Annotated in this window: 21 protein-coding genes; 7 read left to right on the plus strand and 14 right to left on the minus strand. The window is 73.0% G+C overall.

What is annotated here, in order from left to right:
• Window positions 1-7: 7 nt before the first annotated feature.
• On the plus strand, window positions 8-1,285 hold the full coding sequence (locus JOF36_RS14945) for a GAF domain-containing protein (protein ID WP_210027447.1): 1,278 nt from the start codon (window positions 8-10) through the stop codon (window positions 1,283-1,285).
• Here JOF36_RS14945 and JOF36_RS14950 read toward each other — a convergent pair whose 3' ends face one another.
• Window positions 1,286-2,185, minus strand: a complete 900-nt coding sequence (locus tag JOF36_RS14950) for an ABC transporter permease (RefSeq protein ID WP_210027448.1) — start codon at window positions 2,183-2,185, stop codon at window positions 1,286-1,288.
• Window positions 2,182-5,289, minus strand: coding sequence for an ATP-binding cassette domain-containing protein (locus JOF36_RS14955; protein ID WP_210035648.1), 3,108 nt, complete (start codon window positions 5,287-5,289; stop codon window positions 2,182-2,184). Before JOF36_RS14955 ends, JOF36_RS14950 begins: the two co-directional genes overlap by 4 nt.
• Before the next feature lie 331 nt (window positions 5,290-5,620).
• On the opposite strand from JOF36_RS14955, the gene JOF36_RS14960 reads away from it, so the two are divergent.
• From JOF36_RS14960 to JOF36_RS14970, 3 genes are all read left to right on the plus strand, one after another.
• The gene (locus JOF36_RS14960) at window positions 5,621-6,715 is read left to right on the plus strand and encodes a TerC family protein (RefSeq protein WP_210027449.1); all 1,095 of its coding nucleotides are present in this window, start codon (window positions 5,621-5,623) and stop codon (window positions 6,713-6,715) included.
• A gap of 81 nt (window positions 6,716-6,796) precedes the next feature.
• Window positions 6,797-7,267 (plus strand): helix-turn-helix domain-containing protein, encoded by a 471-nt coding sequence (locus JOF36_RS14965; protein WP_210024894.1) that lies wholly within the window; start codon window positions 6,797-6,799, stop codon window positions 7,265-7,267.
• A 14-nt stretch (window positions 7,268-7,281) separates the two neighbouring features.
• A complete protein-coding gene (locus tag JOF36_RS14970; protein WP_307862736.1) occupies window positions 7,282-7,938 on the plus strand; it encodes an IS630 family transposase in 657 nt (218 codons plus the stop codon).
• Between the two features lie 13 nt (window positions 7,939-7,951).
• On the opposite strand, the gene JOF36_RS14975 is transcribed toward JOF36_RS14970, so the two are convergent.
• Together JOF36_RS14975 and JOF36_RS14980 are read right to left on the minus strand one after the other, a co-directional pair.
• Complete coding sequence (locus JOF36_RS14975; protein WP_210027450.1) at window positions 7,952-8,476, minus strand: metallophosphoesterase family protein; 525 nt, start codon at window positions 8,474-8,476, stop codon at window positions 7,952-7,954.
• Window positions 8,477-8,501: 25 nt separating this feature from the next.
• Entirely contained in the window at window positions 8,502-8,879 is a 378-nt protein-coding gene (locus JOF36_RS14980) for an FKBP-type peptidyl-prolyl cis-trans isomerase (RefSeq protein ID WP_210027451.1), read from the minus strand.
• A gap of 188 nt (window positions 8,880-9,067) precedes the next feature.
• Between JOF36_RS14980 and JOF36_RS14985 the strand changes: the two genes are divergently transcribed.
• Entirely contained in the window at window positions 9,068-9,685 is a 618-nt protein-coding gene (locus JOF36_RS14985; protein ID WP_210027452.1) for an SMI1/KNR4 family protein, read from the plus strand.
• A 256-nt stretch (window positions 9,686-9,941) separates the two neighbouring features.
• On the plus strand, window positions 9,942-10,976 hold the full coding sequence (locus JOF36_RS14990; protein ID WP_210027453.1) for a sodium:calcium antiporter: 1,035 nt from the start codon (window positions 9,942-9,944) through the stop codon (window positions 10,974-10,976).
• A 51-nt stretch (window positions 10,977-11,027) separates the two neighbouring features.
• On the opposite strand, the gene pqqE is transcribed toward JOF36_RS14990, so the two are convergent.
• The 9 genes from pqqE to JOF36_RS15035 all read right to left on the minus strand — a co-directional run bounded on the left by pqqE (window position 11,028) and on the right by JOF36_RS15035 (window position 18,333).
• Window positions 11,028-12,107, minus strand: a complete 1,080-nt coding sequence (gene pqqE / locus JOF36_RS14995; RefSeq protein ID WP_210035657.1) for a pyrroloquinoline quinone biosynthesis protein PqqE — start codon at window positions 12,105-12,107, stop codon at window positions 11,028-11,030.
• A 26-nt stretch (window positions 12,108-12,133) separates the two neighbouring features.
• On the minus strand, window positions 12,134-12,508 hold the full coding sequence (gene pqqD, locus JOF36_RS15000) for a pyrroloquinoline quinone biosynthesis peptide chaperone PqqD (RefSeq protein ID WP_245350840.1): 375 nt from the start codon (window positions 12,506-12,508) through the stop codon (window positions 12,134-12,136).
• Window positions 12,495-13,205 carry a pyrroloquinoline-quinone synthase PqqC gene (pqqC, locus tag JOF36_RS15005; RefSeq protein ID WP_307862384.1) on the minus strand — a complete coding sequence of 237 codons (711 nt, stop codon included), beginning with the start codon at window positions 13,203-13,205 and terminating at the stop codon, window positions 12,495-12,497. The genes pqqD and pqqC overlap by 14 nt, the downstream gene beginning before the upstream one ends.
• Window positions 13,206-13,207: 2 nt before the next feature.
• Window positions 13,208-14,131 carry a pyrroloquinoline quinone biosynthesis protein PqqB gene (gene pqqB, locus JOF36_RS15010; RefSeq protein ID WP_210027455.1) on the minus strand — a complete coding sequence of 308 codons (924 nt, stop codon included), beginning with the start codon at window positions 14,129-14,131 and terminating at the stop codon, window positions 13,208-13,210.
• A gap of 74 nt (window positions 14,132-14,205) precedes the next feature.
• On the minus strand, window positions 14,206-14,298 hold the full coding sequence (gene pqqA / locus JOF36_RS38965; RefSeq protein WP_210027457.1) for a pyrroloquinoline quinone precursor peptide PqqA: 93 nt from the start codon (window positions 14,296-14,298) through the stop codon (window positions 14,206-14,208).
• Between the two features lie 52 nt (window positions 14,299-14,350).
• The gene (locus tag JOF36_RS15020; RefSeq protein ID WP_210027458.1) at window positions 14,351-16,039 is read right to left on the minus strand and encodes a PQQ-dependent dehydrogenase, methanol/ethanol family; all 1,689 of its coding nucleotides are present in this window, start codon (window positions 16,037-16,039) and stop codon (window positions 14,351-14,353) included.
• A 13-nt stretch (window positions 16,040-16,052) separates the two neighbouring features.
• On the minus strand, window positions 16,053-16,517 hold the full coding sequence (locus JOF36_RS15025) for an MSMEG_3727 family PQQ-associated protein (protein ID WP_210027461.1): 465 nt from the start codon (window positions 16,515-16,517) through the stop codon (window positions 16,053-16,055).
• An 822-nt stretch (window positions 16,518-17,339) separates the two neighbouring features.
• Complete coding sequence (locus JOF36_RS15030; protein WP_245351979.1) at window positions 17,340-18,101, minus strand: ribonucleotide-diphosphate reductase subunit beta; 762 nt, start codon at window positions 18,099-18,101, stop codon at window positions 17,340-17,342.
• Between the two features lie 10 nt (window positions 18,102-18,111).
• Window positions 18,112-18,333, minus strand: coding sequence for a rubredoxin (locus tag JOF36_RS15035; protein WP_372447381.1), 222 nt, complete (start codon window positions 18,331-18,333; stop codon window positions 18,112-18,114).
• Between the two features lie 192 nt (window positions 18,334-18,525).
• Here JOF36_RS15035 and JOF36_RS15040 point away from each other — a divergent pair, with 192 nt between their 5' ends.
• Complete coding sequence (locus JOF36_RS15040; RefSeq protein ID WP_210027465.1) at window positions 18,526-20,478, plus strand: serine/threonine-protein kinase; 1,953 nt, start codon at window positions 18,526-18,528, stop codon at window positions 20,476-20,478.
• 5 nt (window positions 20,479-20,483) lie between these two features.
• On the opposite strand, the gene JOF36_RS15045 is transcribed toward JOF36_RS15040, so the two are convergent.
• Window positions 20,484-22,250 carry a serine/threonine-protein kinase gene (locus JOF36_RS15045; protein ID WP_210027466.1) on the minus strand — a complete coding sequence of 589 codons (1,767 nt, stop codon included), beginning with the start codon at window positions 22,248-22,250 and terminating at the stop codon, window positions 20,484-20,486.
• Window positions 22,251-22,276 lie beyond the last annotated feature (26 nt).

Raw genomic sequence — 22,276 nt, forward strand, 5'->3', positions numbered from 1 at the left:
GGTGCCGGTGGCCGACGACGACATCCGGGATCAGGCGAGGATCTGCGCGGTGCGACCGGGCACCGACCTCGGCAGGCACGCGCGCATGCTCTCGCGGCTGCACGACGCGGTGCTCTCCGGTGACACCGCCCCCGACCGGGCGCGCCGGCTCGTGGCCCGGTCCTGGGACCGGGTACGGGCCCAAGGGGTGGATCCGGATGCCGGCGACCCACCCGGCCCGCTCGACGCGGGCGTGGTCGAGCACCGGCGTACCACGTCCCCGCTCGTGCCCGTGCTTCCCGCGCTGCGCGCGGCGCTGACGTCGGTCGCGGAGGACGCCCGGCACGTCATGGTCGTGACCGACGCCGACGGTGTGCTGCTGTGGCGGGAGGGCTCCACCGCGGTCCGGCGCCGGGCCGACGCGCTGGGCTTCACCGAGGGCGCCGACTGGTCGGAACGCTCGGTCGGTACGAACGCGATCGGTACCGCGCTCGCCGAGGGCGGGCCGGTGCAGATCTTCTCCGCGGAACACTTCGTGCGCAGTCACCACGGCTGGACCTGCACCGCGGCCCCGGTACACGACCCGCGCAGTGGCGAGCTGCTCGGCGTCGTCGACCTCTCCGGGCCCGCCGAGACGATCCACCCGACGACGGTCGCCCTGGTCGACACCGCGGTCCGGCTCGCCGAGGCCGGGTTGTGGCAGCGGCACGAGGCCCGGCTCGACGCGCTGCGCACGATCGGCGCACCGATGCTCGCCGGGACGGCCGGGCCGGGACTGGTCGTCGACGACCACGGCTGGGTCGCCGCAGCGACCGGGCTCCCCGGCGTCGAGCGGGTCGCGGCACCGTCGGCCGACCGCCTGCTCGCGGTGCACGGACTCGGGCCGTGCCTGCCGGAACCGGTTCCGGGTGGCTGGCTGCTCCGCCCCGCGCAGGCGGGTGGATCCCGGCGGATGCGGCTGCGCCTGGAGCTGTCCGGGCGGCCGCCGAACGCCGTCGTCGAGGGCAGCTCCCGCTGGGTGCACCCGCTCTCGACCCGGCATGCCGAGGTACTGGTCCTGCTCGCGCGGGCCGGCGTGTCCGGCCTGGACGCCGCGGCGCTGTCCGAGGGTCTCTACGGCGACCGGGCGCACCTGGTCACAGTGCGGGCCGAGATGTCCCGGCTGCGCCGAAACCTCGGCGGGATCCTGCAGGCCCGCCCGTACCGGATCGCACCGGAGGTCGAGCTGGACCTGACCGGCCTGGAGCAGAGCCGGATCGTCCGGGAGTCGGCCGCGCCCGGAGTGGCCGCCCTGCGCCGGGACTGATCAGCTGGTGATGTCCTTGCGGGTGAACCGCCAGGCCGCGAGCCCCATGAACAGGGTCGCGTAGCAGACCGCGGAGAACGCGCCGTAGGTCATCTCGGCCCAGTCGACGTCCCGGGCCAGCAGGGCGGACCAGGCGTCGCCGTGATGAGTGGGCAGGAAGTCCCGGATCACGCCGAGGTCGTCGATCTGGTCGATGATCTGCGAGACGATCGACGCCATCACCGCGCCACCGACCGCGCCCAGCGGGGCGTCGGTGCTCACCGAGAGCAGCAGCGCGAGCCCGGCCACCCAGCTCAGCTGGACGACGACGTAGAGCGCCCCGAGCATCACCCGGCCCACCGCCGTCCAGAACGGCAGGGACTCGCCGATCGGTGACACCAGGTCCCCGGTGCCGTAGGCGATCGCCCCGACCACCAGCGAGGCGACGGGGAGCAGCAGCAACGCCGCGACCGACAGCAGGCCGGCCACGATCGCCTTCTGCCGGAGCAGCCGGGCCCGGGGCACCGGTACCGCCAGCAGGTAACGCAGCGACGACCAGGACGCCTCGGCGGCCACCGTGTCCCCGAAGAACAGCGCCACCAGCACCACGAGCAGGAAGCTCGCCGAGGCGAACAGCGTGAACACCGCGAAGTTCGTGGCGCTTCCGGACGCGAGGTCGACGAGGCTGGGGCCGGCGGCGGGCCCGTCGTCCTCGCCGAGCGAGAACGCCGCCCACAGGATGATCGGCATGGCGACGACCAGCGCGAACGCCACCTGGGTGCGCCTGCGCATCAGCTGGCGGACCAGCTCGGTGCGCAGCGGCAGGGTCCGCCCCGGCACGGCGAGGGGCGCCCCCTCACCAGCGACCAGGTCACCGATGTGTCCCCGCCGGGTCGACAGCTGACGGTCGTCGGTACTCACGAGCCACCCCCGCTCACGTCACGACCCTCCGGGCCGACCAGTTCCAGGAACGCGTCCTCCAGGCGCCCGCGGGGCCCGGCCGCGCTGACCGAGATCCCCGCACCGACCAGCGCGGCGACCGCGTCGGCCCGGTCGGTGCCGTCGAGGTGGGCGTGCACCACGCCCGGCTCGTCGCCGGTGATCACGTCGGACACACCCTCGAGCCCGGCCAGCACCTCGGCCGCGCGGCCGGTCGCGTCGACGGTGAACGACGAGCCGCCGCCGGCCGCGGTGAGCTCCGCGACGGTGCCGGCGGCGACGACCGTCCCCCGGTGCATGACGACGACGTCGGTGCAGGTCTGCTCCACCTCGGACAGCAGGTGGCTCGACACCAGCACGGTCCGCCCGGCGGAGGCGTAGCGCCGCAGCAGCTCCCGCATCGCGTGGATCTGGGGCGGGTCGAGCCCGTTGGTGGGCTCGTCGAGGATCAGCAGCTCCGGCAGGCCGAGCATCGCCTGCGCGATCGCCAGCCGCTGCCGCATGCCCTGCGAGTACGTCCCGACCTTGCGGTGCACCGAGTCGCCGAGCCCGGCGATCTCCAGTGTCTCGTTCATCCGCGCCTGGTTGGCGGGCCGCCCGGTCGCCTGCCAGTACAGCCGCAGGTTCTCCGCGCCGGACAGGTGCGGCAGGAACCCGGGACCTTCGACGAACGCGCCGATCCGGGACAGCACCGCGGTTCCCGGCCTGATCGGCCTGCCGAAGGCCCGCATCTCCCCGGACGTCGGCGAGATCAGCCCCATCAGCATGCGCAGCACGGTGGTCTTGCCTGCGCCGTTCGGGCCGAGCAGGCCGAGCACCGCGCCGCGGGGGACGGTGAAGGACACGTCGGACACGGCGCGGAAACCGTTGCGGTAGGTCTTGGCCAGCGCGCTCACCTCCAGCGGGAGCGCGTCGCCGGTGGGGGACAGGTCGTCCGGGTCGGCCCGGCGCGCCCACGCCCGGCCCACCAGCCAGGCCACCAGCGCGGCGGCGAGCACGCCTGCGATGCCCAGCAACGGCCAGAGCGGGACGGTCCCGGCGGACTCGGTGCGACCCGGGACCTGGGGGACCGACAGCACCGGGTCCTCGGCGAGCCCGATCCGCCACACGGCCGGGTCCGTGCCGGAGTCGAAGCCCTGGTCGGTCGTCGAGAGCTGGACGAGCAGCCGGCTGTCCGCGGGCACCGCGGCGACGACGCCGGGCAGGGTCACGGTCGTCTCGGCCGGGCTGCCGTCGGCGGGGACGGTGACCCGCAGCGGCGCGACGGCGTTGCCGAGCAGCGTGCTGCGCCCGTCCGGCGACAGCGCGGTGACCGATGCGAACAGCACCGCCGTCTCCGGCGCGGGCTGGCCGGGGACCCGGGAGATCCGGGCCGTGACCTGGGGGGCGCCGGAGGGCTGCATCGCCTCGGCGACCGGCTCGGAGACGAACCGTGCCGACTGGCCCGGCGCGGCGAGCCCGGACAGTGACCCGAGTGAGCCCAGCGAGCCGAGCGCCGAGCCGAGGCCGGGCAGCGAGGTGATGGCGGCCGGGTTGCCGCCCGGCGGGTGCACGACGACCTGCTCCCCGCCGGACAACGGCACGGGGGTGGCGGCGACCGGCGCGGCGGTGAGGCCGGGGTAGCCCTCGGCGAGCACGGTGCGCCCGGTCGGGGTGTCCCCGCGGGAGCGGACGTTGCTGCGCACCTGGTAGGCGAACGGGGTCGCCGCCAGTGAACCGGTCTCGCCGTCGGCGGCAGGCAGTCCGCGCAGGTGCTGGTCGAACCAGTCGCCGATCCGGGCCCGGACCGCGGAGTCGGGGCCCGAGCCGTCGTGCCCGCCGGCGAACCAGAGCATCGAGACCGGAGTGCTGCCTGCGGCGATCTGGCGGGCGTTGGCATCGGCCTGGTCGAGTCCGAACAGGGTGTCCTGCTCGCCCTGGACCAGCAGGGTCGGTGCGGTGATCCGCTCGGTGACGGTCGCGGGGGAGGACCGGCGCAACAGCTCGGCCAGTGCGGGGGAGAGGCGACCGGTCCGGGCCACCTCGGTGTAGGCGGCGCAGATGTCGGGCGCGAACCGGCCGCAGGTCAGCTGCCGCCCCGGGGCTAGGGCGGCCGGGGCCCCGGTACCCGGCCCGGCCTCGGTACCCGGCCCGGCCTCGGCACCCGGCCCGGCCCCGGCTGTCCCGGTATTCGGCCCGGCCGCGACGGCGCCGGACCCGGCCGCACCGCCCGCCCCGCTCGCACCGGACCCGGTCGCATCGGCGCCCGCCCCGCTCGCACCGGAGCCGGCACCCTCCGCGCCGCTGCCAGACCCGCCGAGACCGCCGCCGGAACCGCCCGCTCCGGACTCGTCGTCGCCCTCGGACGACGGGCCGGCGCCGCCGCCGGCGACCCGGCCGCCGGAACCGAAGAACACCCCGGCCCAGCCGCTCTTGAACACCCCGTCCGGCGCGTTCGCACCCGCGGCGGGGGTGTCGGGCAACGCGGTCCCGGCCGGAACCGCGTTGTTGGGGAACAGCGCCTGTCCGAGGTCGTTCCAGGTGATCGTCGGCACGATCGCGTCGACCCGGGTGTCGTACCCGGCGAGCAGCAGGGCGAGCCCGCCGCCGTAGGACCCACCGGTCACGCCGGCCCGCGGATCGCCGTCGGCGTCGCGCTGCACCTCGGGACGCTCGGCGAGCCGGTCGAGCAGCCGGGACGCGTCGGCGACCTCCCGGTCCGGGTCGTTCAGCCCGATGGAGCCACCGGAGGCGCCGAACCCGCGGGCCGTCCAGGTCTGCACCACGTAACCCCGATTGGCGAGCTCGCGCGCGTCGCGGTCCACGGACTGCTTGGTGCCGCCGAAACCGTGCGCGACGAGCACCGCGGGCGCCGGAGCACCGGCGGTCGCGGATGCCGGGACGTACAGCGAGGTGTCGAGCCCGATCGTCCCCGGCTCACCGGGACCGGCCGGGACCGCGACCTGCTCCTCGCTGACGACGACGGGCCCGCCGTCCTCGCCCGTCGCGGCGGCCGCGGCGGGAGCGAACGGGATCAGCAGGCCGACGACCAGCAGCGCGATCAGCGGAGCGGGGACCCAGCGGGCCCGGGGGCGCACGTGCACCAGATCGAAACTACGCAGGTCGGCGGCAGCCTGCGCCCGCGCCCCGCCCGAGCGCCCAAATGGGGACGAACCGGACGATCGGTACCGCCGATCGGGTAACTGGACGTGTGGTCGGCCACCCCTTGTCGCCACGCAACCGTGCGACGGCGAGAATGCAACCGAACCGCAGGGGAGTATCCCGATCGCGGTGGTGTCGTCAGCACGGTCACGGCGGGAGCGTGGTTCCCGGTCGTACCCGGCACCACCGGCCACACGCCGGGCGTCCGAGCACCGGGGATGCCGTGGCGGGAGAGACCTCGGGCCATGAATGCTCCCCTGGGCTGGAGGAAGTGTCGTGAACGTACCCCTGTGGGTCTGGCTGGTCACGATCGCCGGGTTCGTCGTCGTCATCGGCGCGGACCTCTGGCTGAACGACCACAAGCCGCACGCCGTCACCCTCGGCGAGGTGACCCGCTGGGTCGTCTTCTACGTGAGTCTCGCGGTCGCGTTCGGGATCGGCCTCTGGTTCGTCGCCGGCGGCACCGTCGCCGGTGAGTTCTTCGCCGGCTACCTCACCGAGTACTCGCTCTCGGTCGACAACCTGTTCGTCTTCCTGATCATCATGTCCGCGTTCAAGGTGCCGGTGATCCACCAGCACCGGGTCCTGCTCGTCGGCATCGTGATCGCGCTGCTGATGCGCAGCATCTTCATCGCCGCCGGGGCCGCGGTGATCGAGCGCTTCAGCTGGGTCTTCTACCTGTTCGCGGCGTTCCTGATCTACACCGCGATCTCGCTGGTCAAGCAGGCCGCGGGCGGCGAGGACGAGGAGTGGGAGGAGGGCCGGCTCCTGCGGTGGGTGCGCAAGGTCTTCCCGGTCACCGACGACTACCAGGGCGCGAAGACCATCGTGAAGATCGACGGCAAGCGCTGGCTCACCCCGATGCTGATCGTGATGATCGCGATCGGCGTCACCGACATCATGTTCGCGCTGGACTCGATCCCGGCGATCTTCGGGCTGACCCAGGAGCCGTACCTGGTCTTCACCGCGAACGCGTTCGCGCTGATGGGGCTGCGCCAGCTCTACTTCCTGCTCGGCGGCCTGCTCAACAAGCTGGTCTTCCTGTCCTACGGCCTGGCCGTCCTGCTGGCGTTCATCGGCGTCAAGCTCGCCCTGCACGCCCTGCACGAGAACGACCTGCCGTTCCTCAACGGTGGCGAGCCGCTGCCCGTGCCGGACATCGGGATCGGGCTGTCGCTGGGCGTCATCGTCGGTGTCCTGGCGATCACCACGATCACGAGCCTCGTCGCCGTCCGGATCAAGCCGGAGCTGGCCGAGCAGGGCAGCGCGATCACCGCGCCGCCGCTGGCCCGGAGCAAGGAGGAGGCTGCGCGGCTCGCGGCCGAGGACGAGAAGGGCGACCACCACGTGCCGTCCCCGCCGCGCGACTAGTAGCGTGTCGCCGCTAAAACTATCGCTATCTGGTGTATGAGCCTCTCATCATGTTGCTCGTGTTGAGAGGATGCCCAGACGATGGCTCGTCCGAAGGTGTTCACGATCGGCCTGTCGGCTGCTGATCGCGAGTTCCTGTCCAAGCTGACCGTGACCGGCACGCATCCGGCGCGGATGATCATCCGTGCTCGGGTACTGCTGGAGCTGGACGAGAACGTCGGCCCGGTGGACGCTCGGTCGATGGTCGCGGATCGGGTCGGGGTCTCCCAAAACACGGTCCGGTCGATCGCGAAACGGTTCGACGAGACCGACGGCGACGTGCTGGCCACGATCGGCCGCAAGCCGCGTGAGACACCGCCGGTAGCGCCGATCGTGACCGGCGAGGTCGAGGCCCGGTTGATCGCACTGGCCTGCTCGAGCCCACCGCAGGGCTATACACGCTGGTCGCTGCGCTTGCTCGAGCGTCAGGTCGCCCTGGTCGCCGACCTGCCCGATCTGGATCACTCCACCATCGGCCGAGTGTTAAAAAAACGAAACTGCGTCCTCATCTGAAGAAGTGCTGGACGATCCCACCGCACGCCAGCGCCGAGTTCGCCGCTCGGATGGAAGACGTCCTGGCTGTCTACGCCCGCCCCTATGACCCCCGCCGACCGGTGGTGTGCATGGACGAGAAGCCCTACCAGCTGCTAGGGCAGGTCCGCGAGCCGATCCCCGCCGAGCCCGGTCACGACCGCAAAGAGGACAGCGAGTACGTCCGCAACGGCACCTGCTCGATCTTCGTCTGGGCCGAACCCCTACGCGGCTGGCGCCGCGTCGACGCTCAACCACGCCGAACCAAGATCGACTGGGCCCGTCAGGTGCAGCACCTGCTCACCCACGACTACCCCGACGCCGACACCGTCGTGCTGGTCATGGACAACCTCAACACCCACGGAGTCGGCTCTCTCTACGAAGCGTTCGAACCCTCCACGGCCTTTGCCTTGGCACAACGACTGGAGATCCACCACACGCCCCGCCACGGCTCCTGGCTCAACATCGCCGAGATCGAACTTTCAGCTCTCACCCGCCAGTGCCTCGACCGGCGCATCACCGACATCGACACCCTCAACACCGAACTCGCCGCCTGGCAAGACGCCACCAACACCGACCACCGTCAGGTCAACTGGCAATTCACCACCACCGACGCCCGCATCAAGCTCCGCCACCTCTACCCCAACAATTAGATGCGACGGTCTACTAGGCCCTGCCGGCCGGCTCCAGGTGGTGCAGGACGACGTCGCCGATCCGGCCGTCGTCCAGCGTGAGCGTCACCCAGGTGTGGGTCGGCATCCGGCGCCGGTCGGTCGGCGAGCCCGGGTTGAGCAGGCGCAGACCGTCGGCCCGGGAGTCCCAGGGAATGTGCGAGTGCCCGAAGACCAGCAGGTCGGTGTCCGGGTGCGCCCGCAGCGCCCGCTGCTCCCGGCCCTGCGTGGCGCCGGTCTCGTGGGTGACGGCGACCCGGACGCCGTCGATCGTCACCCGGGCGGTCTCCGGCAGCCGGGCGCGCAGGTCGGCGCCGTCGTTGTTACCCCAGCAGGCGACCAGCCGCGTCGCCCGTGCCTCGAGGCGGTCGAGCAGCTCGGCGGTACACCAGTCGCCGGCGTGCACGACGACGTCGGCGGCGTCCACCGCGTCCCAGACCGGCCCGGGGAGGCCGCCGTCGTGGGCGGCCCCCCGGGCGGGGAAGTGGGTGTCGGAGATCAGCAGCAGCGAGCTCGGCATCGGTGGTCCCGCTCGCGGGCTCCGCTCAGCCCACGCCGACCAGGTCGACGACGAAGATCAGCGTCTCGTTCGGGGCGATGACGCCGCCCGCGCCGCGGGCGCCGTAGCCGAGGTGCGGCGGGATGACCAGCCGCCGGCGGCCGCCGATCTTCATGCCGGTGACGCCGGTGTCCCAGCCGGAGATGACCTGGCCGGCACCCAGGCCGAAGCGCAGCGGCTGGCCGCGGTCGTAGGAGTTGTCGAACTCGCGCCCGGTGGACTGGGACACGCCCACGTAGTGTACGGCGACGTTGTCGCCGGGCTTGGCCTCCTGGCCGTCGCCGACGGACAGGTCCTCGGTCACCAGTTCGGTCGGCAGCGGGCCGTCGACGATCTCGACGGCGGGCTTCTGCGGTGCGGTCACGATGGTGCTCCCAGTGGAGGGGATGCCCGACCCTCGGTCGGCTGTCCCGCGCGACCCTGCCAGAGCCGCCCGGCCGGGACACGCCGGACCCTGGCCCCGCGTGCGGGACGGGCCGCTCGCGGATCGGGCCGCGCCGGTCGTCCCCGGGTCGGCCGGCCCGCCGTCCGGATCGTGCCAGGCTGCGTGGTGTGACCGACTCCGCCGTCTCCGCAGCCTGGGCCGCCTGGCTGGCCGCTCTCGACGCCGCCGGGTTCCCCGCATCGGCGAACGCGCGACCGCCGGCCGATCCGGGTGCCGTCGCCGCCGCCGAGACGACGTTCGGCAGGCCGTTCCCGCCCGAGCTGCGCGCGCTCTACCGGGTCTGCGACGGCCAGTGGGACGACCACCGCTCGGCGGCCGGCCCCCTACCGGAACGGGTGACCAGCCTGTTCCCGGCGACCTACCGGATGCTGCCGGTGGCCGAGGCGGCCGTGCAGTACGGCGGCTGGCTGGACGTCATCGACGCCGTCGGGCACGACCACGTCACGGTCCGCGACGGCGACCCGGTGCGCGCCCGGTACTGGGACCCGGGCTGGTGGCCGCTGGCCGTCGACGGCGGCGGGAACGCCCTGGCGGTCGACACCGTGCCGGAGCCCGGCGGGGACGCCGGGCAGATCGTCGTCGCGGGGCCGGACGAGGACGAGCGCCGCCGCGTCGGACGCGGGATCATCGACTACCTGCACCGGTTGGCGGGGTCCGCACCGCCGGTGCCCGCGGGTCCCGGCGGGTCCGCGTACGCGTTCTGGGACGTGCCGCAGCTGCGCTGACCCGGACCGGTGTCCGAATCGGACGTCCACGGACGACTGTGTGGTCCCGATCACGACGAACCGGACATCGTGCTCCGAAGTGTACCGAAAATCAACTCTGTCATCCGTAACACATGTTTGGGAGCATATGGCTCCGCTGCGATACCGGCCGGGCGACTCCGGATTCGTGGCGCCACCATCCTGTACGTAACGAGTTTCGCCGATCGCGTTCGCGCTGGTCCGGGCCGGTCCGGCGACGAGGAGGCCGCGACCGACGATGATGTCGATCCTCATTTTTGCCGCTGGTGCCGCGCTGTTGATCTACAGCGCGGAAAAGCTCATCACATATCTGGTCGGGGCCGCCCGCGGTCTCGCGATATCCGTCTTCCTGCTCGCGGTGATCTTCACGGGAATCGAGTTCGACGACCTCGTCTTCGGCGTGGCGCTGAACCTGGAGGGGATGGAGGACGTCGCGCTCGGCGTCGTCTTCGGAACCGTCATCTCGATGGTCGGGGTGGTGCTGGCGCTGGCCGCGGTGATCGTGCCGTGCCGGATCAACGTCCCCCGCGACTACCTGGTGATCTTCGCGCTGTCCCCGCTCGTCCTGGTGGGGCTGGCGTTCGTCGGTGAGGTCGGCGTCGGTCTCTCGATCCTGCTGATCGCGCTGTTCGTCGCGTTCGTGGCCTATGTGGCGGTGCGGGAACGGACCCGGGCCGCCCCGATGTTCCGTGACGCCGAGGTGATGGAAGGCGCCGGGAATGCCCGCGGCGGCACCGGCACCCAGTCCGACGACCTCTCCCACACCGGCGACATCCCGATCACGTCCAAGCGGCACCTGCCCGGCTGGGCGCTGCTCGGGCTCGCGTTCCTGTCGCTGGTCGGCCTGGTCATCGGTGCCTGGGTGATGGCCGAGGGCACCGAGGGCATCCTGGAGGACTTCGGGATCGTCGGGACCGTGTTCGGCGCGACCATCGCGACCCTGGTGCTGACGCTCGAGGACATCTTCCTCACCGTCGAGCCCGCCCGCCGCGGCGCGCCGCTGATCGGCATCGGCAACGTCATCGGCTCGGTCGTGTTCTCGGTGACCGCCAAGCTCGGCATCATCGTGCTGGCCGGCGGCTCGATCGAGGTGACCGAGGACGTCTTCGTCTGGCATCTGCCCGCCCTCGTCGCGTTGATCGGGTTCTCGACCTATGCACTGTGGACCGGGCAGCTGCGGCGGTGGCACGGGATCGTCCTGCTGGCCGCCTACGTCCTGTACTGGATCGTGAGCTTCGTCGTGTTCGGCGTGGTCCCCGCCGACGACGACTAACCGGCTACCCCGCCCGCGGGCGGGGAGCAGGGCCACGGCCCTGCTCTCCGCTCACAGGTGGCGCAGCCGCGGCACGAGTTCCACGTCCACCGGGACCGGCCGGTTCGCCCGCTCCACCGCGTTCTCGACGAGGTGGTGGTCGGGCGACAGGTGGCAGACCGGGTCGGTTGCGGCCGCGTCGCCGGTCAGCTGGAACGCCTGGCAGCGGCACCCGCCGAAGTCGGTCTCCCGCAGGTCGCAGGTCCGGCACGGTTCCTGCATCCACCCGTCACCGCGGTAGGCGGTGAACAGCGGATGACCGGTCCAGATGTCCGCCACGGACGACTCCCGTACCGAGGCCCGCGGCAGCGGCAGGGTCTGCGCCGCGGGGCAGGGGAGTGCACTGCCGTCCGGCGTGACGGTCAGCTGTCGTTGTGCCCAGCCGCCCATGCACGGTTTCGGGTAGCGGCTGTAGTAGTCCGGCAGGACGTGCACGACCTCCATCCGGCCACGCAACCGCTCCCGGGCCGTGGTGACGATCTCCTCGGCCCGGTCGAGCTGCTCGCGTGAGGGCAGCAGCGCCGTCCGGTTCTTCCACGCCCAGCCGTAGTACTGGGTGTTCGCCAGCTCCACCCGGTCGGCCTGCAGCTCCTCGACCAGGTCCAGGATCTCGGAGACCCGGTCGATGTTCTGCCGGTGCAGCACCACGTTGACGGTCAGCGGCCAGCCGAGCTCACGGACCAGCCGGCAGGCGTCGAGCTTGCGGGCGAACGACGGGATGCCGGCGATCCGGTCCGCGGTGGCGGGTTCGTCGGCCTGCACGCTGACCTGCACGTGGTCGAGACCGGCCTCCCGCAGGCGTTCGGCCCGGGACCGGGTCAGACCGATCGCGCTGGTGACCAGGTTCGTGTACATGCCGAGCTCGTTCGCGGTCCGGGCCAGCTCGGGCAGGTCCCGGCGCAGCAACGGTTCTCCGCCGGACAGGTGGCACTGCAGCACGCCGAGCTCGGCGGCCTCGGTGAACACACGTTGCCACTCGGCGGTGGAGAGCTCGTCGTCGTACCGGTCCAGCTCGATCGGGTTGGAGCAGTACGCGCAGGCCAGTGGGCAGCGGTAGGTGAGCTCGGCGAGCAGCCCGAACGGGCGGGGCACGGCCGGCGGCACGGCTCCGGCGCCCGTCACAGGGTCACCAGGTTCCGTCGCGCGAGCCGGGTCAGGTAGTCGTGGACCTGCTCGCGGACCGTCGGCTCGTCGGCGCCCTCGAACCCGTCGACCAGCGAGGCGACGATCTGGTCGACGGTCCGCTCTCCGTCGCAGAGCCGCAGCACCGCGTGTCCGGTCTGGTTGAGCACGACGACGGTCTCCGGCCCGAGCAGGACGTGGCCGCCGGTCGCCCGGTCCGGTCGCATCCGGACGTGGTGTCCCAGCCGGGGGCGGGTGTCCCCGCGGATCTCGCGCATCACACCCCCCGGCGTACCACGTTGCGCGGTGCCTCCCGTCGCGCGCCGCGGCCCGGGGACGGCGGCGGCGCCGGTGGCGTCACGTGTGGGCATGGTCGATCCCATCCATGATGGCCCACAGGACGTCGCACTTGAAGGACAGCGCCGCCACCGCGGCGTCCTGCTCCCGGTCGGTCCGGCAGTGCTCGACGACGACCTCCAACGCGTGCTCGGAGTCCCGCGGGGCCTGGAACAACCGGTTGCGGAAGTACTGCAGCCCGCCGGGCTCGATCCAGGTGTAGTACTTCTCGAACGCCGCGAGCCGCTCGGCCATCAGGCCCGGGGCGAACAGCTCGGTGAGCGACGACGCGACCGCCTCGACCCACGGTTTCGTGCGGGCGAAGGTGACGTAGGCGTCGACGGCGAACCGGACGCCCGGCTGCAGGTGGCGGTGATCGAGGATCTCCGCGCGGGTGAGCCCGCACGCCTCCCCGAGCCGCAGCCACGCCTCGATGCCGCCGCTGTGCTCGCCGTCCTCGGGCGTGCCGTCGTGGTCGGTGATCCGCCGGATCCAGCGGCGCCGAACCTCTACTTCCGGACAGTTCGAGAGGATCGCGGCGTCCTTGAGCGGGATGGCCTCCTGGTAGGCGAACCGGTTCGCGACCCACGAGCGGATCTGGTCGGGGGTCAGGGTTCCGGCGTTCATCCGCAGATGGAACGGGTGCTCGCTGTGGTAGTCCCGGGCGTGCGCGCGCAGGCGGTCCACCAGCTCGCCGGCCGGTGCCCCGGCACGATCGGTCAGTGCGGTCACGGTCAGACCTCCAGCTCCAGGCCGTCGGTGGCCACCTCGAACCCGGCCTTCTCGACCTCGGCGCGCTCGTCGGAGTCGTCCAGCAGGATCGGGTTGGTGTTGTTGACGTGCAGGTACACGACCCGGCGCAGGCCCAGCCGACCGAGCACCTCCAGACTGCCACCCGGCCCGCCGACGTGCAGGTGTCCCATCTCGTGCGCGGTCTTCGCCGCGAGCCCGAGGCGTACCAGCTCGTCGTCGTGCCAGGTGGTGCCGTCGACGAGCAGCAGCTCGGCGCCACCGATCTCGTCGAGCACCGCGGGGGTCAGCTCCTGCACCCCGGGCAGGTACACGGCGGCCCGGCCGGTGGCCGTGTCGGTGAACCGGTACCCGACCACCCGCCCGCCGGCGCTCCCGGTGCCGATGCTCGTTCCGCCTGCGCTCCTCTCGGTCCCGAACCGGTCGTGCTTCCCGGTGGGGACGTCGAAAGCCCGGTAGGTCAGTCCGGCCCCCAGCGCGGTCTCCACCCCGGTCTCCACAGGGGTCCAGGTCACCGGGCAGAACTTCTCGAGGGTGGGCAGCAGTCCGGTGCCCGTGCGCAGCGTCCGTTCGGTGGCCGCGGTGGCGTGCAGGTGCACCCCGCCGCCCTCGCGCAGCAGGACCAGGCCGAGCGAGTGGTCGATCTCGGCGTCGGTGAGCAGCACGCCCCGCAGCGGGGTGGTGCGGTCCCCGGTGGGGTGCAGGGCGGGCGTGGCGGCGAGCTGGGTGCGTACGTCGGGGGAGGCGTTGACCAGCCACCAGCCGTCCCCGGCGGTGATCGCGATCGACGACTGGGTACGGGGTGTCGCGGGCCGGGTGCCGTCGCGTACCGCCCGGCAGCCCGGACAGCCGCAGTTCCACTGCGGGAAACCCCCGCCGGCGGCCGATCCCAGTACCTGCAGTCTCATGCTCCTCCTTCGTCGCCGGACACCGCAGGGGCGCCGGACGGACAGGCCGTCCGGCGCCCCTGGATGTCAGCGGGTCACGCCTCGGTGCGGGCGATGTACATGGTCACCTCGGGCGCGCAACCGATCTCCTCGAACTCGGGTGCCTCCCACACGGTGGTCGACTCCACGGGCGTTCACCTCCCTTCTGCGGTGGTCCGCGGTGGTGTGGACGACGGGGGTCTAGTCCTCCGGCAGGGCGAAGCAGAACAGCGCGTCGCCCGCGGCGGCCCCGAGCAGGCCGGGCAGGAACCCCTCGATCCAGCCGCCCCAGCCGGTCGGTACCGCGATGTACTGGCGACCGTCCACGCTGAACGTGCTGGGGCTCGAGTGATGCCCGCTGCCGCACTGGAACGACCAGAGCTTCTCGCCGGTGTCGGCGTCCAGGGCGACCAGCTCGCCCGTCGGCGTGCCCTGGAACACCAGCCCGCCCGCCGTCGTCAGCGTCGAGGCGCACATCGGGTACTCGTTGCGCCAGCGCCACTTCTCCTCGCCGGTGAGCGGGTCGACGGCACTGACGAACCCGTAGAAGTCCTCGATGTCCACGGCGACGCCCGCACCCCAGTACGGGATGCTCTCCTTGAACTCACGGCGCCGGCGGGTGGCGGTCGCGCCGACCTCCTGGACCGGGATGTAGATCAGTCCGGTCCGGGGGTTGTAGGACATGTGCGTCCATTCCTTGCCCCCGGCCGGCCCCGGCCAGAAGTGCACCGGGACGCCCTCCTCGTCGGGATAGACCTTGGGCGTGACCGTCCCGTCCGGGGCGATCTCACCCCAGGTGATCCGGTCGACGAAGGGGAACACGCGGACCAGCTCGCCGTTGGTCCGGTCCAGGACGAAGAAGTAACCGTTCTTGTCCGCGTGCGCGAGCAGCTTGCGCCCGTCTGGGGCGTCGAACAGGAGGTTCTCCATCGTGGAGTCGTAGTCCCACAGGTCGTGCGGGGTGAACTGGTAGTGCCAGCGGATCTCGCCGGTGTTCACGTCCACCGCGACGGTGCTGTCGGTGTAGAGGTTGTCGCCGGGGCGCACGGCGCCGTCGAAGTCCGGCGCCGGGTTGCCCGTCCCCTGGTACAGGAGCTCCAGCTCCGGGTCGTAGGTGGGGGTGACCCAGCAGTTCCCACCGCCGCGCTGCCACGCCTCGCCGTCGTCCGGCCAGGTCTCGGACCCGGGCTCACCGGGCTTGGGGACCATGTAGCGGCGCCAGCGACGCTCGCCGGTCTCCGCGTCGAACGCGTCCAGGTGGCCGCGGACCCCGAACTCCCCGCCGGCGCTCCCGATGATGACCATGTCCTTGGCGATCAGCGGCGCGGCCGACCCGCTCTCTCCGGCCCGCACGTCACCGTTGACGGTGTCCCAGATCTTCACGCCGGTCGTCGCATCGAGCGCGATGAGGTGGGCGTTGAGCGTGTACATGTAGACCTTGCCGTGCCCGACGGCCACGCCCCGGTTCACGTTCCCGCAGCACAGCGAGACGTCGTACGGGGAGTTGGCCTTGTACCGCCAGAGCTCCTCGCCGGTCTTCGCGTCGATGGCCCAGACCCGGCCGTCCGGGCCGGAGACGTACATGATGCCCTCGACGACGAGCGGCGAGGCCTCGAAGGAGTAGGTCGACGCGCCGGACTGCATGCCGACGGCGCCGGCCTGGAACACCCACGCCGGGCTCAGGCGCCGGACGGTGTCCTTGTTGATCTGGTCGAGCGTGCTGTGCCGCTGACCGTCGTAGGTGCCGTAGTAGGTGAGCCAGTTCTCGGGCTCCGAGGTCGCGGCCTTGATGCGCTCGTAGTCCACGTTCGTGGTGGCCGGGGCGCTTCCCTTGACGTTGCTGAGCTGGGCGAACGGGATGGCCTCGCCGGCGTCGACGTAGTCGGTCATCTGGTGCTCCTTCCTACGGACGCGGCTGCGCGGGACGGTCGAGCTTGGCGGAGTCCGGCACTTCTCCGCCGATGACGATGGCACCGGTCAGGCCGCGGCCCTCGTCGTTGCCGCTGGCGGAGCCGTACCAGTAGGTGCCGGGACCATCCAGGGTGAGCGAGGCCGTCCCCTTCGCGTGGTTCACCAGCCAGATGAACTTCGGGTCGCCGTTGTTGGGCAGCACCGCGCAGTGGGTGTTCTTGTCGTCGTTGTAGAAGGTGAGCACGAGGTTGCCGCCGTGCGGGAGGATCAGGATCCCGGGGTCGTAGCAGAGGTAGTCCTCGGGGATCCGGATGTCGGCGCGCATCGTGCCGTCGGCGTCCTCCTCGACGTATCCGATGCGGCCGGTCCCCAGCAACCGGCCGAGCGCCGTCCGGTTCTGGCCGTCCAGGCCTGCCGCGGCGTACTCCGCCTCACGTTCACTTTGTGTCGTCGTCATTGGCAAATCCTCCCGAGCACGAATTGTCGGCCGGCTACGCGTGATCACTTTCACACCGTGTTCATGGGACGTCAAGTCCGGTCTCGTGCCGATTCTTCGGAAGGGTCACCCGGGTGGTGGGCGGGGTGCTCGAGGGCCGGGGTTCCGTCGCCGCTCGGCCGGACGCCGGCCGGTCCGCTCGCGTGCGCCGGCGATGGTGTCGTGATCTTGCTGGTCAGCGGCGCTGCGGTGGCCGGACCGGTGTCGGCAGGTGAGGCCGGGGCCGCGGGCCGGGGCGGTGGCCCGCCTGTCCGGAGTGTCCGGCACCTGTCGCGGAGCCGGCGGCGGCGGTGGGCGCGGAACAATTCCCGACGATCACGGCGACGCAATTCTGGCGACCGGTCGTGACGCCCGGGCGGACCCATTCACTGCATTTCTATAATTGTGGCGGTACTGCTCGGCCGTGTGTCGGGATTTCTGTGACGAGACGGTTCGCCCTCGTCGCCACGGCGTCGTGGTGACGAGGGCGTCATGCCTCGTTCGACGGTCGTGACGTGCGGGGTTCGTGCTGACGGTGATCGTCCGTGCGCGGGTCCGGCCGGTGCGGGCACCGCCCCGGCGGCCGCTCGAGGAACGGGCGGAGAGGGTGCGTCGCGGCATTCCTCGCCGGTCACCGGCCGAGCGGGAGGATTGAAACAGGTGTTTCCGCGGGCCCGTCGGAGAAACACGTGTTTCGTCGGAGTCGTTTCCCGGGCGGAGAGGTGCGGGCGTCATCGGGCACCGCGGAGGCAGGGCCCGGCGACCGGGGCGGGCCCTGCCGATCCGGTCGCTGGGCGGCCGGGCTCACCAGAACTTGATGCCGGCGGCCTTGAGCCTGCGCCGGTGCTGCCGCACGGCGCTCTCGATCGCGTCCGAGGAGATCAGATCCCCCCACACCTTCGCAGCGGTCTCGCCCTGCTCGAGCAGTCCGTCCGCCTGCTCCGCACCGAGCTCGGCGCCCTGGACCACGCGCGAGCCGAACCCGATGTGCCAGCGCTCGTCGCGCAGGACCAGCTCCATCCCCTTGCGCACCCCCGGGAGCTCGCGGGACAGCCCCCCGAGCGTGTCCAGCATCGCCTGCTGCCCGGCGAGGAGGACCACGCCCTCGATCACCATGTGGTAGAGCCCGACCGCACCGGTCAGGCTCGTGTGGTCCTCGGCGAGCTGCCGCGCGGTCGCCGGGAGGCGGTGCTCGAACAGGTCGACGAGCTCGGAACTGACGTAGCCACGAAGGACGTCCTGTCGTTGCGCCGGGTTCGCCCCCGGGACGCCGAGGACCTCCGCGGCGACGAGATCGAAGAAGCGGGCGTGCCGCGCCTCGTCACGGGCCTGGGCCCGGAAGGTCGCCTCCATCGAGTCGTCCCGCGCGGCCGCCTGGTAGGAGCCGAGCTGTCCGGCCACCGACGTCTCGGCGATCACGAAGCCGGCGATCAGGCCCCGGACGGTGGCCTGCTCGTCGTCGGTCAGCTCTGGCCAGGCCGCGCGGTCGGCGGTGAGGTCGAGGTCCGTCTCGTCCCACTGCAGCGACTCGGCGAGCTGCACGAAATGGGCGTATCCGGCGATCATGGTCACGTCATCACATTCCTGGGAAGTCCTCGTCGGGTTCCAGCTCTCGGAAGTCTGCTTTGGTGGCGCCGCAGATGGGGCACATCCAGTCGTCCGGGATGTCCTCGAACGGCGTCCCCGGGGGGATGCCGCTGTCCGGGTCCCCCTCCTCCGGGTCGTAGATGAACCCGCACGGCTCGCACAGCCACCTCTTCGCCTCCGGTGCGATCGTGGCGTTCTCGAGCATGCTCATGTGCCTCCCACAGCCCCGTCGCCGCGCCGCCACCGGTGTCGTCCGCAGGACGGTCCGGAAGGGCTGTCCTCCTGACCAGGGAGCCATACGATCGGCCGGGCCGCAAGACCCGGTGCTGCGCCCGGACGCCGGCCCGCGGGTTCGGTGGAGGTACGCATCCGGCCCGGCGCCGGCCCGTGCCAGGCTCCCGGCATGAGTGACGCCGCGTCGCCCGCCACCGTCGGGGACTACCGGGTGGGACGGTTGCTGGGGGCGGGTGCCGGCGGCCGGGTGCACGAGGCCGTCGACGCCCGCGGCCGCCGGGTCGCGCTGAAGCTGGTCCGTACCGAGCACGCGGCCGACCCGGGTTTCCGGGCACGGTTCCGGCGGGAGGTGGAGGCCGCGCGCCGCATGCCGTCGCGCTACACCGCACAGGTCGTCGACGCCGACCCCGACGGTGATCCGCCGTGGGTGGCGACCACGCTGCTGGCCGGCCCCACCCTGGAACGACGGGTGCGCGACGGCGGGCCGCTGCGCGGGCGGGAGCTCGCCCGGCTGGCGACGGGCCTGCTGCGCGCGCTGGCCGCGATGCACCGGGCCGGTCTGGCGCACCGCGACCTCAAGCCGGCCAACGTCGTCCTCACCCCGCGCGGGCCGATGGTCGTCGACTTCGGGATCGCGCACGCGTCCGGGGACACCCGGATGACCCGGACCGGGGCCACCCTGGGGACCCCGGCCTACATGGCGCCCGAGCAGGCCGACGGCAGCGCCGAACCGGGCCCGGCCGCCGACGTCCACGCGTTCGGTGCGGTGCTGGTCCTCGCCGCGACCGGCGCACCGCCGTACGCCGGCGACACGGTTCCCGCCGTGCTGTACCGGCTGCTGCACGAGGCACCCGAGCTGGGCACGACCCCCGAGCCGTGGCGCGCGATGGCGGCGGAGTGCCTGCGGCGCGCCCCGGGGACACGGCCGTCCGCCGCGGAGCTGCTCGGGCGGGTCCGCCGGCGCGGTGGGACACGGGTGGCGGTGGCTGCCGCGCTGGTCGCGGTGGTGGCAGGGACGGGCGCGGTACTGCTCGGCCCGTGGCTCGCCGAGCGCATCGGACCCGGCCCGGGGCTCGACGGGACCGCGACGTCGGCCGGGTCGGCGGGGCCGGCGGAGGCCGGCAGTCCCGGCCCGGGCCTCGCCCCGGGGCTCGGTCCGGGGCTCGATCCGGGGCTCGGTCCGGGGCTCGATCCGGCGGCACCCGGCAACGGACCGGCGGCGACCGCGCCCGTCCCGCCGCCGTCGGTGGCCGGGCCGGTCGTCGCGCTGCCGCACACCGCCGGGCGGGTCGTCGCCGGGGTGGGCCGGGTCTACGTGGCCGATCCCGAGGGCGGCACGGTGACCGTGCTCGACACCGCAGGCGCCACGGTGGGCCGGGTCGAGGTGGGCCGGTTCCCCGCCGCGCTCGCGCTGTCCCCGGACGGGACCCGGCTGTACACGGCGCTGAGCAGCACCCCGGTCCGGGTCGTCGCGGTGGACACGCGGAACCTCGCGGTGACCGGTACCGCCGACGTCGGCGCGGGGAGCGCCGGCGCGGACATCGTGCGGCCCCCGGACGTCGCGGTCGCCGGAGGGACGGTCGTCGTCAGTGACCCGCGCGGACCCCGGGTGGTCGCCTTCGATGCGGCGACCCTGCGGCCGCTCGGCACCGCGGACCCGGCCGCCCGGCCGCTCGCGGTCGCCGCGGCGGACAGTGGCGTGCTCGTCGCCGGCGCGTCCCCGGGAGGTGGCCGCATCGAGACCCTCGGTCCACCGTGGACGGTGATCGGCCCCGGTGTCCCGGCCCCCGAGGACGTCCTCGACCTCGTTCCCGGACCGGACGGGGCCGCGCTGGTGGCCCGGGCCGGGAACGTCGACGGCGTCGGGGGACTCCGTCTGATCGGCCCGGACGGTGCGGTCCGCGCCGAACGGCCCGACCTCGACGCGGTCCGGCTGGGCACCGCCGCGGGCCTGGTCCACGCGCTGGACCCGACCACCGGCACGGTGACCGTCGTCGACCCGGGCACCCTGGGCACGGTCGCCCGGATCGCCGGGGACGGGCTCGCCGCCGACGTCGCCGTGGCCCCCGACGGCCGCGCCCTCTACGTCGCCACGGGGCGCACCCTGCGGATCGTGCGCTGACCCGGTCAGTAGATCCGGTAGGACGCCCGTGCCACCGCGATGCCGTGCCCGGTCGTCGTGTTGCGACACTCCACTCCGGTCCGGCGGCTCACGCAGGTGACCTCCCGGCTGCGCAGTGCCCGGTCGAACTCCAGCACCGGCAGCGAGGGGTCGGCGACCGTGTCCCCGACGCAGGTCAGCGCACCGGGTGCGGCCCCGGCCAGCTCGGCGCCGGTGCCGTGGGCGAGCCGGCACGACGCGGGCACCGGCGGCACCTCCCAGGTCCGTTCGAGCACGTCGCAGCGCGCCGCGAACTCCTCCAGCACGCAGGCGATGTTGCCGCTGGGGGAACGGAACCGCAGCGACCCGTCGGTGTCGCCGTACCGGACGTCCTCGGAGAGGTCCACGACGGTCGCGCCCGCGAGCAGATCGTCGGCTGCGGCGGTCGTGGTCGTCGGAGGGGTCGGCGGTGGTGGCGGCGCGGTCGTGGTCTCCGCCGGACCGGCCACGGCGCCATCGGGATCGCCGCCGCCGCTCAGCAGGATCCCGGCGACGAGCGCGACGACCAGCGCGACCGCGACAGCACCGGCGACCAGCAGCCATCGACGTCGCCGCCACGCCTCGCCCGGCCCCGGTGGTGCGCCCACCAGCGTCGGCGGGACCGTCTCCGCACGAGTGCCGGGTGCGCCACCGCTCGCCGTCGCCGCGGCGGAACGTTCCGGGCCGCGGGCATCCGGTGAGCTCGTCGACGAGCCGCTCGGTGCACCGGACGGCGGTCGCCGGGTCTGGGGGAGGCCGCCGTCGCCCGGCGCGGTGCCGTCGGTCCACCAGGGCCGGGTCGACCGCCGGGTCCCGCCGGGCCCGAACGGCCCGCCCGGGACGACCGGAGCGGGCCCCGCCGGCCCGTGTCCCGCCGGAGGTGACTCCGCCGGTGGACCCGCGGGCTCGGTGCCCCCCGCGCCGGCGGTGTGCGCCCCGCCGGCCAGGAGCTCCGCCGCGCGCTCCGCGTCCGGGCGCCGGACCGGGTCCTTGTCCAGCAGCGCCCGCACCACCGGCTCCAGTCGCCCCAGTCCCGGCCCGAGCGCCGGCTCCGCATGCACCACCCGGGACAGGACGGCGGCCGCGGTCCCGCCCGCGAACGGCGTCTGCGCGGTCACGACGAAGGTCAGCAGCGAGCCGAGCGCGAACAGGTCCGCGGACGTGCCGGTCGGCGGGGTCCCGGTGATCTGCTCGGGGGACAGGTACTCGGGCGTGCCGATGACCTGCCCGGTCGCGGTGAGCGCGGTCCCGTCGACAGCCCGCGAGATCCCGAAGTCGATCAGACGTGGCCCGCCGCCGGTGAGCAGCACGTTCGACGGTTTGAGGTCGCGGTGCACCAGCCCCCGCGCGTGCAGCGCGGCCAGCGCCGACGCCAGCCCCACCCCGAGGTCCGCCGCCCGGTCGGGTGACAGCGTCCCGCTCTCGGCGATCTCCTGGTGCAGGGTGGGGGCGTCCAGGTAGGCCGTCGCCAGCCAGGGCTGCTCGGCGTCCGGGTCGGCGTCGAGGAACGCCGCCGTCCAGCCCGGTGGGGCCTGCGCGGCGAGGGCGACCTCGCGGCGGAACCGGGCCCGGAAACCGTCCGTTCCGGCGAGCTCGCGATGCACGAGCTTGATCGCCGCGCGGCGGCCGTCCGGAGCGACACCCAGCAGCACCCGCCCCATCCCGCCGGCGCCGAGGACACCGGTGATCCGGTACCGGCCGACGGTGTGCGGGTCCTGCGGTTCGACAGGCTGTGGTTCCGGGGGCTGCGCCACGACGTGAGCCTAGCCAGCGGACCGGG

The sequence above is a fragment of the Pseudonocardia parietis genome, from assembly GCF_017876315.1.
Taxonomy (GTDB): domain Bacteria; phylum Actinomycetota; class Actinomycetes; order Mycobacteriales; family Pseudonocardiaceae; genus Pseudonocardia; species Pseudonocardia parietis.

Coding starts and splice junctions, on each gene's coding strand:
- JOF36_RS14965 (WP_210024894.1), top strand. CDS start 6,797: ATGGCTCGTCCGAAGGTGTTCACGATCGGCCTGTCGGCTGCTGATCGC.
- JOF36_RS14975 (WP_210027450.1), bottom strand. CDS start 8,476: ATGCCGAGCTCGCTGCTGCTGATCTCCGACACCCACTTCCCCGCCCGG.
- JOF36_RS14990 (WP_210027453.1), top strand. CDS start 9,942: ATGATGTCGATCCTCATTTTTGCCGCTGGTGCCGCGCTGTTGATCTAC.
- pqqD (WP_245350840.1), bottom strand. CDS start 12,508: ATGCCCACACGTGACGCCACCGGCGCCGCCGCCGTCCCCGGGCCGCGG.
- pqqB (WP_210027455.1), bottom strand. CDS start 14,131: ATGAGACTGCAGGTACTGGGATCGGCCGCCGGCGGGGGTTTCCCGCAG.
- JOF36_RS15020 (WP_210027458.1), bottom strand. CDS start 16,039: ATGACCGACTACGTCGACGCCGGCGAGGCCATCCCGTTCGCCCAGCTC.
- JOF36_RS15025 (WP_210027461.1), bottom strand. CDS start 16,517: ATGACGACGACACAAAGTGAACGTGAGGCGGAGTACGCCGCGGCAGGC.
- JOF36_RS15030 (WP_245351979.1), bottom strand. CDS start 18,101: ATGATCGCCGGATACGCCCATTTCGTGCAGCTCGCCGAGTCGCTGCAG.
- JOF36_RS15035 (WP_372447381.1), bottom strand. CDS start 18,333: ATGAGCATGCTCGAGAACGCCACGATCGCACCGGAGGCGAAGAGGTGG.
- JOF36_RS15040 (WP_210027465.1), top strand. CDS start 18,526: ATGAGTGACGCCGCGTCGCCCGCCACCGTCGGGGACTACCGGGTGGGA.